This window comes from Arthrobacter sp. TS-15 (assembly GCF_006964045.1).
Lineage (GTDB): Bacteria > Actinomycetota > Actinomycetes > Actinomycetales > Micrococcaceae > Arthrobacter.
The window spans coordinates 1-12,179 of sequence record NZ_SDXQ01000067.1; the positions used below are offsets into that span (position 1 = coordinate 1).

General features: G+C 64.4%; 12 protein-coding genes, 1 pseudogene and 1 riboswitch. Of the genes and pseudogenes, 9 read left to right on the top strand and 4 right to left on the bottom strand.

All coding sequences use genetic code 11. The features are described from left to right. Positions 1–418 precede the first annotated feature (418 nt). Positions 419–1,093, bottom strand: a complete 675-nt coding sequence (locus tag EU811_RS22305; RefSeq protein ID WP_142940456.1) for a metal-dependent transcriptional regulator — start codon at positions 1,091–1,093, stop codon at positions 419–421. 82 nt (positions 1,094–1,175) lie between these two features. Here EU811_RS22305 and EU811_RS22310 point away from each other — a divergent pair, with 82 nt between their 5' ends. The 9 genes and pseudogenes from EU811_RS22310 to EU811_RS22350 all read left to right on the top strand — a co-directional run bounded on the left by EU811_RS22310 (position 1,176) and on the right by EU811_RS22350 (position 8,477). Further along, positions 1,176–2,303 carry a multicopper oxidase domain-containing protein gene (locus EU811_RS22310; RefSeq protein WP_238703525.1) on the top strand — a complete coding sequence of 376 codons (1,128 nt, stop codon included), beginning with the start codon at positions 1,176–1,178 and terminating at the stop codon, positions 2,301–2,303. Continuing rightward, positions 2,300–3,538 carry a ZIP family metal transporter gene (locus EU811_RS22315; RefSeq protein WP_142940457.1) on the top strand — a complete coding sequence of 413 codons (1,239 nt, stop codon included), beginning with the start codon at positions 2,300–2,302 and terminating at the stop codon, positions 3,536–3,538. Before EU811_RS22310 ends, EU811_RS22315 begins: the two co-directional genes overlap by 4 nt. A 72-nt stretch (positions 3,539–3,610) precedes the next feature. Continuing rightward, complete coding sequence (locus EU811_RS22320; RefSeq protein WP_238703526.1) at positions 3,611–4,006, top strand: ArsR/SmtB family transcription factor; 396 nt, start codon at positions 3,611–3,613, stop codon at positions 4,004–4,006. A gap of 3 nt (positions 4,007–4,009) precedes the next feature. Continuing rightward, positions 4,010–4,327, top strand: coding sequence for a hypothetical protein (locus tag EU811_RS22325; protein WP_142940458.1), 318 nt, complete (start codon positions 4,010–4,012; stop codon positions 4,325–4,327). Then, positions 4,324–4,818: a signal peptidase II gene (gene lspA / locus EU811_RS22330; RefSeq protein WP_274595851.1), complete on the top strand. Its 495-nt coding sequence runs from the start codon at positions 4,324–4,326 to the stop codon at positions 4,816–4,818. The genes EU811_RS22325 and lspA overlap by 4 nt, the downstream gene beginning before the upstream one ends. A gap of 3 nt (positions 4,819–4,821) precedes the next feature. Continuing rightward, positions 4,822–5,571 (top strand): cytochrome c biogenesis CcdA family protein, encoded by a 750-nt coding sequence (locus EU811_RS22335; RefSeq protein ID WP_142940459.1) that lies wholly within the window; start codon positions 4,822–4,824, stop codon positions 5,569–5,571. 45 nt (positions 5,572–5,616) lie between these two features. Then, complete coding sequence (locus EU811_RS22340; RefSeq protein WP_142940460.1) at positions 5,617–6,228, top strand: TlpA family protein disulfide reductase; 612 nt, start codon at positions 5,617–5,619, stop codon at positions 6,226–6,228. Positions 6,229–6,271: 43 nt separating this feature from the next. After that, positions 6,272–6,925: a vitamin K epoxide reductase family protein gene (locus EU811_RS22345; protein WP_142940461.1), complete on the top strand. Its 654-nt coding sequence runs from the start codon at positions 6,272–6,274 to the stop codon at positions 6,923–6,925. A gap of 122 nt (positions 6,926–7,047) precedes the next feature. Continuing rightward, positions 7,048–8,477: pseudogene (locus EU811_RS22350) on the top strand (TrkH family potassium uptake protein). Between the two features lie 61 nt (positions 8,478–8,538). Here the strand turns inward: EU811_RS22350 and EU811_RS22355 are convergent. The 3 genes from EU811_RS22355 to resB form a co-directional block, all read right to left on the bottom strand. Continuing rightward, positions 8,539–9,363: a M23 family metallopeptidase gene (locus EU811_RS22355; protein ID WP_142940462.1), complete on the bottom strand. Its 825-nt coding sequence runs from the start codon at positions 9,361–9,363 to the stop codon at positions 8,539–8,541. Between the two features lie 3 nt (positions 9,364–9,366). Then, positions 9,367–9,538: riboswitch (cyclic di-AMP (ydaO/yuaA leader) on the bottom strand. Between the two features lie 426 nt (positions 9,539–9,964). After that, positions 9,965–10,822 carry an SURF1 family cytochrome oxidase biogenesis protein gene (locus EU811_RS22360; RefSeq protein ID WP_142940463.1) on the bottom strand — a complete coding sequence of 286 codons (858 nt, stop codon included), beginning with the start codon at positions 10,820–10,822 and terminating at the stop codon, positions 9,965–9,967. Then, a partial coding sequence (gene resB, locus EU811_RS22365) for a cytochrome c biogenesis protein ResB (RefSeq protein ID WP_142940464.1) occupies positions 10,812–12,179 on the bottom strand: 1,368 nt, incomplete at its 5' end. The genes resB and EU811_RS22360, both read right to left, overlap by 11 nt.

Consider the following 12,179-nt stretch of genomic DNA (forward strand, 5'->3'; position numbering starts at 1 on the left):
TTATCCGGTATTCGGGGCGCCTCTACCATCATTCCTGCAGTTGACATCGTTGAAGACGCGTCCTCAACGATGTGTCTGGTACGGCTCAGTCCTCGCGGCCGGTCTGCGTCGGAGACTGTGCCGTTTCCGAGTCGGACCATTGGCAGCTGGTGCACCAGGAGTCCTGGACTGCATCGTCGTTTCAAGGGGCAGCGGTATCAGTGTCCTTCCCGCTGACGGTGCCTGACGCCGTTGGGCCGTGGAAGGGAAACTGTGCCAGTGTCGGGCTGGTCTGTAGCCGCAACTGGCCCCCGCCCGATTGAGACGTGAGCTAGAGACCGTCCGGGGACGGGAGGCTCGACGTCGGAACGGGCAACAGCACACAATCCGGGATGAAGCTTCTCAGCAAAGCCGGCTCGTCCGTTGCCGCCCAAGTTGCCTAGACGGCTACGACCCAGATCGCCTCCGACGCCGAAGCCCCCAGGTCGATGTTCTGCTCCTGGCCGCGGAGACGGATCGTGGTGAGATCCGCAAACCGCCGATGCTCCTGAATGGACAACTCTGCATCCGGCGTAAGACCCAGTTCCGTGAAGTAGCGCAACAGTTCAGGGTCAGCATCGGAAATACGAGTCACGGTCACTGTGCTGCCTGCTGCAGCGGCTGAGAGCTGGGTCCCGACTGGCTTGTACTGCTGCCCCTCGGGAGCGGGGATCGGGTCGCCGTGGGGATCACGGGCGGGATGGCCCAAGCGTTGGTCGATGCGCTCGATGAGCTTGTCCGATACGGCATGTTCAAGGATTTCAGCCTCCTCATGGACCTCGTCCCAGCCATACCCGAGAACCTGCACGAGGAAGGTCTCCAGAAGACGGTGCCTGCGGACCATGGCGACAGCATGTTTGCGGCCCTCGGTGGTTAGTTCGATGCTGCCGTAGGGGGCGTGCGTGACCAGGTTCTGTGCGGCGAGCTTTTTAATCCCGTCCGACACTGTGGGGGGGCGAACCCCCAGGCGTTCGGCTATGGCGCTGACGGTAATGGGGGTTGCGGACCATTCCGTGGCGGTCCAGATCACTTTTAGGTAGTCCTGGGCTGAGGTGGACAGGTCGGATACGAGCATTGCTTCATGCTACTTTGACGCGGCCAAGAATGTTAGCCTTGGCTAACAATATTGTTTTCAGCGTTGAAATATAGGAGTCGGCGTGCCGAAATTCAGTCTGGAGAAGCTGCTTAGCCGGCGGTCGATGATCTCCGGCGCCGCAGCCCTCGCCGCAGTGCCGGCTTTCTCGTCACTGGTACCTCTTGAGGCCCAGACCGGCGGCACGGGACCGCACTCCGGTCACGGCACTCCCGCTCAGAGCACCGCCCGTGGAGAATCCACCGGCGGCCCGGCCGCGGCCACTACTCCTCCTGCGGCTGGCGCCACTTCCATGAGCCATGCCGGCCACGCCGGCTTCGCAGGCGGATCCGTCCCGGTCGGCCGGGCCGGGATCGACCCCACCGCTATCCTGCGGGACTTCGACAGGGGAAAGACCAGCACCCTTCCGGACGGACGGACGTTGCGGGAGTGGGACATCGTGGCCGTGGATAAGGACTTCGAGATCGCGCCCGGAGTGACCTTCCCGGGGTGGAGCTACAACGGACGGATCCCCGGGCCCACGCTCTGGGCGCGGGAAGGAGACTTGCTGCGCATCCACTTCACCAATGCCGGAGCGCACCCGCACACCATGCACTTCCACGGCGTCCACCGTGCGGAAATGGACGGCACGCCCGGCATCGGCGCCGGCTCCATCGCGCCGGGGCAGAGTTTTACCTACGAATTCGACGCCACACCTTTCGGAACCCACCTCTACCATTGCCACCAGTCACCGCTGGCACCCCACATCGCCAAAGGCCTCTATGGCGGATTCATCATCGAACCCAAAGAGGGGCGGCCGGCGGCCGATGACGAGATGGTCATGGTGATGAACGGCTACAACACCGATGGCGGGGACGACAACGAGTTCTATTCCGTCAACGGCCTGCCGTTCCACTTCATGGACTTCCCCGTGCAGGTGAAGCAGAACGCGCTGGTGCGGATCCACCTGATCAACGTGCTCGAGTACGACCCCATCAATTCCTTCCACGTGCATGGCAATTTCTTCCACTACTACCCCACCGGGACCATGCTGACGCCGAGCGAGTTCACGGACACCATTTCGCAGGTGCAGGGCCAGCGGGGCATCGTGGAAATCCGGTTCCCTTACCCCGGCAAATTCATGTTCCACGCCCACAAGACCGAGTTCGCCGAACTCGGCTGGATGGGCTTCTTCGAGGTGAGCCCGGCATGAGCATCGAGGAAAAAGCCACGACAACAACTCCACCCACCCCGCCCGGCGGCAGGCGACCGTCGGCGCCCGGCTGGTTGCTGGGCTTGGGGCCGCTGGTCCTTATCGTTGTCCTGATGGCTGTGTTCGCCCTACTGAACGGACCCGGGTTGGCGAAGCTGTCAGAAGGCATCCCGCCCAAGGAAGAGATCGCCGTCGAAGACGTCCGCTTCCTGCCCGGCCAGATCCAGGTCACTGCCCGCAACGAAGGCCCGGACCCTGTCACCATCGCCCAGGTGAATGTCTCGGACTACTACGCGGGCTTCACCCAGACCCGCGAAACCATGGCCCCGCTCGAAACAACGACGCTGACCATCAGCTACCACTGGGTGGACGGGGACCCCTACGAGATCGCCCTCGTGACCTCCATCGGCGGCAAGATCCCCATTACCGTCGGCGCAGCGGCACTCAGCCCTGAACGCGGCACCTCGTTCTTCGGACTGATGACGCTGCTCGGAATCTACGTCGGCGTGATCCCGGTGGCTTTGGGCATGTTGTGGATGCCGTTCATCCGCCGCTCCTCCGCCTCTTGGATCCGGCTCCTGCTCGGTGTCACGGTCGGGCTCCTGGCCTTCCTCGCCATCGACGCCACCCGTGAAGGCATGGAACTCGTCACCGGGAGCGGTGCGTTCGGCGGACCCCTGGTGGTGTTCCTTGGCGCCCTCGTCGCGTACCTGGTGCTCGAAGGCACCGATGCATGGATGCGCCGGCACCAAGACCTGAGCAGCACAGGACAGCCCGCAGCCCTGCCGCCGCGTCGGTTGGCCCTGCTTATCGCCATCGGCATCGGTCTGCACAACCTCGGCGAAGGGTTGGCGATCGGCTCCGCGTATGCGGTGGGATCGCTGGCCCTCGGGGCGACGCTGATTGTCGGTTTCGCCATCCATAACACCACCGAAGGCCTCGCGATCGTCACACCGCTGGCCAAGGAACCCGCACGCCTGGGCCGGCTCGCGGTACTCGGCTTGATCGCCGGAGCACCCGCCATCGCCGGTGCTCTCATCGGAGCCACCGTCACCCAGCCCGCACTCTCGGCGTTCCTTCTGGGGCTTGGAGCGGGAGCCGTCGCCCAGGTCGCGCTCAAGATCCTGCCGATGATGAAGGACCGCACCGGCAAGGTACTCACCCCGCTGGGCAGCGCCGGTATCATCCTCGGCCTTGGCATTATGTTTGCCACGGGGCTGCTCGTCCAGGCCTGACCGCGGCCCTCTGGGCCTGACCGGCGAAGGTACATAATTGCGTGGATACATCGATGAATGTAATTTTGGATCATGGAAACCCTCACGCACGCCCCGGTGCTCGCACGGTTCGGCTACGCGGTCTCGGATCCCACCAGGGCCAGGATTCTGCTGGCACTTTCCGAAGCTCCGGGCTACCCGTCCGGCCTCGCTGAGTCGCTGTCGGTTTCACGGCAGAGCATGTCCAATCATCTGACCTGCCTTCGCGGCTGCGGATTGGTAGTGGCAGTCCCGGACGGGCGGCGGATGCGGTACGAGCTAGCCGATGCCAGGCTGGGCCATGCCATCACTGACCTTTTGGGCGTCGTTCTGGCTGTGGACCCTGCCTGCTGCGCTCCCGGCGGAGGAGTGCCTGGCCTGCCGTTTGACGGCCCGCTCGACACCGATCCGGTCCGTCCGGCTCCGGCTTCGCTCGGGAGGAACGGCTAGGCCATGACCGATTACGAACTACGGGTCATTGAGGGCTGTCCGAATACTGTCCCGGCGCTGAGTCTGTTTCGCAGCGCCCTGGAAGCTGCGGGGCTGCCGGTGAAGCGTCTACGTGTCCGTGTCGTCACCTCTGAGCGCGATGCGCAGGAACTGGGCTTTCAGGGTTCTTCGTCGTTTATCGCCGCCGGAAAAGATCTGTTTCCGGTGGTCCCAGTTCCCGCAGTGAGCTGCCGCGTATACCCTTCCGCTGGAAAAATGGCAGGAGTGCCGGCTTTTGGGTCGTTGCTGGCAGCCATGCTCGAGTCAGGTCAGGAGGCGTGAGGGGCCAGGAAACCAAGACCTTGCTCCCGGTGCGTGCCGCAATGGCGCTGGCTGTCGCTGGTTTGGCGTTGGGCGACTTGCTGGTCAAGTCCATCGTCGTGATCACGATGGCTGATGGCCGAGTCCTTGACTACGGGGTATTTAATCTCCGGCTCGCGTACAACACCGGTGTCGCGTTCAGCCTTGGCGCCACCTTATCCCCGTGGATTGTCGTCGCCGCGACCGCAGCAATCGTGACGGTGCTGGCCGTTTACCTGTACCGGGCGGCTCCCGGATTCAACCGGATGTCCCGGGCCGGAGCGGCCCTCCTGCTCGGCGGCGCCGTCGGGAACCTGGTGGACCGGATGGACGGGGCAGGAGTCGTTGACTACCTGCACACCGGATGGTTCCCGACCTTCAACCTTGCCGATGTCTTCATCACCGGTGGAGTCGGCCTGCTGGTACTCGGATCCATCCGCACCCCTGCCCGGGCCTCGGAAGAAAGGCCCTGAGCGGTGGACATCGGTGAGTACTTTGCCTCGACGGTGACCTCCGGCGCCCTGGTCCTGGCACTGCCCCTGGCAGCCGTGGCAGGCCTGGTGTCCTTCCTCTCGCCCTGCATTCTTCCGTTGGTTCCCGGCTACCTGGGCTTCGTCTCCGGGCTTACGGACCCGACCCAACCGCGCAACAGACGACGTGTCCTTACCGGCGTTGCACTGTTCATTCTGGGCTTCGGTGCCGTGTTCACCCTGTACGGGGCGGCTTTCGGAGCCATCGGGTCATGGCTGATCCGTTGGCAGGACCCCCTCATGAGGGGCCTGGGGATCGTGGTCATCCTCATGGGACTGGTGCTGCTCGGACGGTTTTCCTGGCTCCAACAAACCCGGAAATTCCAGCTCCCCGGCCGCAACGGGCTCACCGGTGCACCGCTGCTCGGAATCGTCTTCGGCCTGGGCTGGACCCCCTGCATGGGCCCGACACTCAGCGCCGTCCTCAGCCTGAGCGTCACCGCAGGAAGCGCCTGGCGCGGGGCCCTGCTGGCCTTTGTCTACTGCCTTGGCCTGGGCGTCCCCTTCGTCTTCGTGGCCCTGGGCCTGAACTGGGTATCAAAGGTCCTGGCCGTGGTGCGCAGGCACATCAGGGCCGTGAACATCGGCGGCGCCGTCATGCTCATCATTCTGGGCGTGCTGATGGTGTCCGGCTTGTGGGTGCAATGGATCTACCAACTGCAGAACCTTGCCGGAACGTTCCTGATGCCCGTCTAGGCACGTCCACTCCGGACCTCTGATACGAAAAGCAAGGACAACCTCATGAGCAGTCAACCACCAGCGCACCGGCGACCCCGCCGCCGCACCGTCCTGGGCCTGGGCGCGGCAATAATCGCCCTCGCCGGCTGTGCAGGCCAGGACGATCTGGCTGAGCAGGCCAAGGCCGGAGATGACAAGAACTACATCGCCGGCGACGGGTCCGTGAACGAATACCCACCCGCATCACGCGGGTCCCGGGTCTCCCTGGAAGGCCAGCTCTTCAACGGCGAGAAGGTTTCTGCCCAGGACTGGGCCGGCAAGGTCGTGGTCCTCAACTTCTGGTATGCAGCTTGCGCACCCTGCCGGGTCGAGGCGCCGGACCTGGCCGCCCTCCACACCGAATTCAAGGACAAGGGCGTGCTGTTCTTCGGGGTCAACGTCCGCGACGATGCCGCAACTGCGGCAGCCTTCGAACGGACCTTCAACGTGCAGTATCCCAGCATAGATGACAGCGACGGCGGTGTTCTGCTGGCAATGACAGAGTACGTCCCGCCCCGCGCGGTACCCACCACCCTCGTGCTCGACACAGAAGGCCGCGTCAGTGCCCGGATCCTCGGAGTCTCCCAAAAAGGAACCCTGAAAGCACTGATCACCTCCGCCGCGACCGGATCCTGAACACAAGGCCCACCATGAATCCGACCCAAAGGACTCCCTCCCCATGACCATCACCCCACCACCCACTGCGACCGTGAAAGCTGCCGGATCCATCGCACCGCAGTCTCCCCGTTTGACCCGTGAGAAGCCTCTTGGCTGGCTCCTGCTCATCACCGGGGTCATCGGCTGGCTGGCATCCGGCGCCTTGGTGTTGGAGAAACTCGAAGTACTCAAAGACCCCGGATACCAAACCGTCTGCGACGTCAATCCGTGGATTTCCTGCGGCCAGGTCATGCAGACCTGGCAGAGTTCAGTGTTCGGCTTCCCCAACATGTTCATCGGGATCGTGGCGTTCGCTGTCATCATCACCACCGGCATGGCACTGCTCTCCGGAGCCACCTTCGCGCCCTGGTACTGGGCAGGGCTCCAAGCCGGCGTCACGCTTGGTTTTGCCTTTGTTGTGTGGCTGTGGTCCCAGGCCCTGTACTCGATCCACATCCTCTGCCCCTTCTGCATGATCGTCTGGGCGGCGATGATTCCCCTCTTCGTCTGGGTCACGGCCCGGAACCTCACACACGGAATCATCAAGATACCCGCCCGGGCCGCTCGCATCGTGGCCGAGTCCGGCTGGATCATCACGGCCCTGCTCTACGTGGCCGCCGCCGCGACCATCTTCTTCGCCTTCCTACACGTGTTCATTGGCACCTCCGGGTTCTAGGAAGACCCCGGGCACGCGGCCGGAGTCCCGCTGCCGCTGGCCGCCCTGCACGAAGTGGAACCTCTAACGTCCGGCCCCAGAGTCCCCAAACCTTCATCGCCCCGCCAATCAAGGGAATGCCCATGGCCCGGAACCAGTCAAGGCCCAAGCCCGCCACCCGCGGGCCCGGTGCGCCGGACCACGAGGGAGCGGGAATCCTGACCGGGCTGCGCGACCTCATCGACAACATCGCCAACACCTCCCCGGCCCGCCTCGCCTTCAGCGCCTTTGTGGTGGTGATTCTGCTCTTTACCGGGTTGCTGTCCCTGCCCGCGTCCGCCGCGTCCGGCGAGCGAACACCCTTACACCAGGCCATGTTCACGGCCGTTTCCAGCGTGTGCGTCACCGGCCTGACCGTGGTATCAACGGCCACGCACTGGTCTTTCTTCGGCCAACTCGTCATCCTGGTGGGCATCTTCGTTGGAGGACTCGGTACCTTGACCCTGGCCTCGTTGCTGGCCCTCATGGTCAGCAAGCGCCTGGGCGTGCGCGGCAAGCTCATCGCCCAGGAAGCCATGAACAACGCCGGAAGGCTCGGTGAAGTTGGTGCGCTGCTGCGGATCGTCATCGTGACCTCCGTGGTCATCGAAGCGGTACTGGCCCTGGCCCTGACCCCCCGCTTCCTGGTCCTGGGCGAACCGTTCTGGCAGGCCGTGTGGCACGGCGTCTTCTACTCCATCTCATCCTTCAACAACGCGGGGTTCACACCGCACTCCGACGGAATCGTCCCTTATGAAACCGACCTCTGGATCCTGGTTCCGCTGATGCTGGGCGTTTTCCTGGGCAGCCTCGGCTTCCCCGTGGTCATGGTGCTCCAGCAAAACGGGCTCAACTGGAAGAAGTGGAACCTCCACACCAAGCTCACCATCCAGGTCTCCCTCATCCTGCTCGGCGCAGGCACGGTCCTGTGGGCCGTCAAGGAATGGGACAACGTCCGGACCATCGGCAACTTAGGGGCGGGGAGAAGGTCATCCATTCGCTCTTTGCCTCCGTCATGACCTGCTCGGGCGGGTTCAACCTGGTGGACCAGAACCAGATGGAATCGACCACGATGCTCCTCACCGACGCGCTCATGTTCGCAGGCGGTGGCTCGGCGTCCACGGCCGGCGGCATCAAGGTGACCACCATCGCCGTCATGTTCCTGGCCATCGTGGCCGAAGCACGCGGCGATGCCGACGTGAAGGTCTACGGCCGCACCATCCCCCAAGGCACCATGCGGGTGGCCATCTCGGTGATCGTCGCCGGAGCAACCCTCGTCTCCGTCGCCGCCTTCCTGCTCCTGCAGATCAGCGGGGCCTCCCTTGACAGGGTACTGTTCGAGACCATCTCGGCCTTCGCCACCGTGGGACTGAGCACCAACCTCAGTGCCGAACTGCCGCCCTCCGGGGTGTACGTGCTCTCGGCACTGATGTTCGCCGGCCGTGTCGGCACTGTCACCCTGGCCGCGGCACTGGCCCTGCGCCAGCGCAGCCAGCTGTACCACTTTCCCGAAGAGCGACCGATCATCGGTTAGCCGCGTGCCCTTCGATCGACAAGCCGCGCCTCTTCGAGGTGAGTGGTGCCGCCCTCCAGGGTCACATCCAGCCCTGCGGATTCACTGTCTGACCGTTCAAAAGCACCTCGAAGTGCAGGTGGCAGCCGGTGGAGGCTCCGGTGGTCCCGGCCGCGGCGAGCCGCTGGCCGGCGGCCACGGTCGCCCCGACAGAGGTTTCGATGGACGCCAGATGGTTATACGTACTCTTCAAGCCGTTGCCGTGGTCCACCACGATCCTGTTTCCGCCCCCATAGGGTGACCAACCCGCCTCCACGACCGTTCCATTGCCTGCGGCGAACACCGCGGTCTGGCACGCTGCCACGAGGTCCAGTCCGGTATGCAGTTCCCCGGAGCCGCTGATCGGGCTGGAGCGGATACCGAACGGCGACGTGACGGACATGCTGGCCAGCGGCGCGCCGAGCCGGGCAGAGGAAGCAGCGGGGGCAACAGCCGGTGCGGGGGAGACAGCCGTCGGAGATGCCGTGCCCGCGGCGGCACCCTGGGTCTTGGCGGGCACGGGCAACGGCGCCTGCTCGGTGGTGACAGCGGGCCGTTCATAGCTGATGGACGCCCCGGCAGAGGCCTGAACCGGCGCAATGGAAGCTTTCGCCGCTGAGGCTTGCACAACGGGGCCGGCTCCGGCGGGGGCCGGTCCGGCGTGGGCGGCCGTTAGAGAAGCGGTCAGAATCGCGGCGACGCTCAGCGTGGCGGCAGCCGTGACCTGTTTGCGTCGGCTCACGCGCGGCCCGGCAGCCGGCACACCCCGGTGCTGCGGCGTAACCCGGGAAGTCGTCCGGGCGGCCGCGCGAAGCAAGGGACCGGAGGTTGGTTTTCGGCGGCGGCCATGGGGGGATAAGGAAGACAAGGGGGATCCTTTCGGTTCGCCTGCGAAGTTAGCTGTCGGGTTCGGGCCAAGGAAATACCCGGCCGCACCCCGGTGGCCATCTGACCACCGACATCGCGGCTTCACCCCAAGGCAGGCTGGCTGCCGATTCTGGGTCCTCCACCCCCGCCGTAAAAGGGATAGTCGTTTGATGCCACCGGCGGGGCTGAGCGTGCGGCATCAAGGGTTTTAGTACAGAAAAACCTGAACTAATAGTAGCCGCAAAGCCTCATCGTTACAATTTCGTGACACTACGTGCGCGGCGTGGGCGCTGGTGCCTGTCCCGGTCTCGCTTCTCGCAGCCCAAGCCAAGCTACATAGGTGCGTATCTTCAGATGAGCAGCTAATGGCACCAACGAACCCCACATCCGGATGGTTCCGGTCCCGGGCGTGCCGGGCACAGAGCTGTGTCGATTGCCCCGTGCTGAGGTGTACGCGAGGGCCAGCAAGGGATCCTGATGGTTCCCCAAAGGGACGGTGTTTCCGCGGCAACGGATCGGCCCGGACAACCAGGCGGGCACGCTCCTCACGGTGACGGCGTGACGGCCTGGTTGCCGCTGTCATCCTTGCCCAGGCCGGGGGGTTAGAGTCCCATGGAGTCCAGAAGCGCGTCTTCTTCTTCGGAGCCGGAGCGCTTGGGTCGGGATGTCGCCCGGGGCTGCTGAAGGGCTTCAACCGGGTCCGCCACGTCGTCCGGCATGTCGCGTTCCTCGCGACCGATCCGGGCCTGTTGCCGTGCCATGTATCCAAATCCGACGAAGGCCAGGATCCCGAACGTGATCCACTGCAGGGCGTAGGACAGGTTCGACCCTTCCTTGACCGCCGGCGCGGCGAGCTGCTGGGGGGCCACGGCCGGCTGTGGGGACTCCGAGGCCATCACCCCGTAGCTGCCCCTCATGAGCGGGTAATCGAGTTGCTTCCCGTAATAGGACAGGTCAATGCTGGCCAGCTGGCCCTCGGGTGCGTCACGGCCAAGATCAGGTTCGGACGGTTTGATCCGGACGACCGCGGTAACCTCGCCGGTCGGCGGGCCAGGCACGGTGTCGGGGTATCCGGGCCGGTCATTGCCGATCGGCAGCCATCCCCTGTTGATCGCGATCGTCTCACCGGAGCTCACCCGGAACGGGACCAATACCTCGTATCCGGCGGCGGAATTGTTCGGCCGGTTCCTGACGATTCTCTGGTCCTGCCCAAGGTACCGGCCAGTCACGGATACGGTCGTCCATTTCGCCTCAGGGTCGGCGACGTCAAAATAAGGACGGGCATCCTTGAACGGCATAGGGGATTTGTCGTAGTTCTCCTGGACCCTGCGGATCTCGGTCACGGCCTGGTTCCGGCGATCCATCTGCCAGTTTCCCAGTCCAATACACGCGGCGGCAAACAGTGCCGCGACCATCAGGAAACCGGCCCAACGCCAGGACAGCAGGAACCTATACGCCACCGGGGCCCTCCTGGAGCTGCCACTGCCCGGCCAGCAGTGCGCGGATGGCCGTCGCCTCGGCGGCCAGGCGATGGTCTTCGCCCCGTGCCAGAAGACCGTATTCGACCATCGTCCGCCCGTCCTCGTGGGCGCCGGCACGAACCCAGACCCTCCGACGGTTCACGTACAACGAAGCCATCAGGCCCGCGACGGCCATCAACGAAAAGACCAGCACGCCGGTCTGTCCGGGGGTGCTGCGGATGTCCACACCGATGTAGCGTTTGAGGCCATCGAAGCTGATACTTCCCTTGCCCTCGGGCAGCGTGTACGTGCCACCCGGAGTCAAGGTGATGCCCTTGGCGGGCAGTTCCCGCCCGTTAAGCTGGGTCAAATCCTTCACGTCCAGGTTGTAGACATTCTGCGGCACACCGTCGTCCAGGCCCAGGTCCCCGTAGTAGGAGTTCAGGTTCAGTTGGGGGTTCAGCGGGTCCGGGTCGAAGCTGTAAGCGACCCCTTCATCATTTTTGATGGCGGAGGGCAGGAAGAATCCCACGAAACCCAATTGCGCCGGACGGGCATCAGGAACCTTGACGACAACCGTTGAGGTGTAGACCCCGTCGTTCGGGATGGACACGACCGGGCCACTGAATGCCGTGTCGCCGTTGCCGTCCCGCACAGTGATGACCGGGGCGTAGCCGTTGCCGACCAAAAAGACGCCCACCTCCCCGAAATAGACAGGGTCATTGACCTTCAGCGTTCGGGGTTCCTGAGCCGCGTCGGGCGCATCCCGGGTTCTTAGCTGGGCGGTGAAATCGATGGGCTGGCCGAACTGCCTGCTGGACTCCCTGTCGAAGCGGACCGCGAACGTGTCCAACGTGATCGTGAACGGCTCCAACCACGAGGACTGGAAGTTGGTTCCGGGCGCGAAGTTGTCGTAGCCCACGAGCGTGTTGACGAACGTATCGCCTTCGATCAGGATCTTCTGTCCGCGGAACCCGAACAGCCCGCCAATGGCCAAACAGATCAGAACGCCGATCAGCGAGGTGTGGAACACCAGGTTCCCGGCTTCCTTCAGGAAGCCGCGCTCGGCACCCAGTGACGGCAAAGCTCCGTCCTGGTCCCTGACCTGGACCCGGTAGCCGCGCTTCTTCAGCGCAGCGGCCGCGTCGGCGATGGCGGCCGCGGCGGGGATCCCGGCGTCCGCCGGCAGCTCCAGGGTTCCGTACTCCGGCAGCCGGGAGAGTCGCTTCGGGGTACGCGGGGGGTGCGAACGCATGGCTTTGTAATGGGCTCGGGCCCTCGGAACCACACAGCCGATCAGGGAGATGAACAGCAGGATGTAGATGGCGGAGAACCAGGCCGAGGAATAGACGTCGAA

Bases quoted from the DNA above. Each gene is read 5' to 3' on its own strand.
- EU811_RS22315 (WP_142940457.1), top strand. From the start codon at position 2,300: ATGAGCATCGAGGAAAAAGCCACGACAACAACTCCACCCACCCCGCCC.
- EU811_RS22345 (WP_142940461.1), top strand. From the start codon at position 6,272: ATGACCATCACCCCACCACCCACTGCGACCGTGAAAGCTGCCGGATCC.
- EU811_RS22340 (WP_142940460.1), top strand. From the start codon at position 5,617: ATGAGCAGTCAACCACCAGCGCACCGGCGACCCCGCCGCCGCACCGTC.
- EU811_RS22320 (WP_238703526.1), top strand. From the start codon at position 3,611: ATGGAAACCCTCACGCACGCCCCGGTGCTCGCACGGTTCGGCTACGCG.
- EU811_RS22325 (WP_142940458.1), top strand. From the start codon at position 4,010: ATGACCGATTACGAACTACGGGTCATTGAGGGCTGTCCGAATACTGTC.
- EU811_RS22305 (WP_142940456.1), bottom strand. From the start codon at position 1,093: ATGCTCGTATCCGACCTGTCCACCTCAGCCCAGGACTACCTAAAAGTG.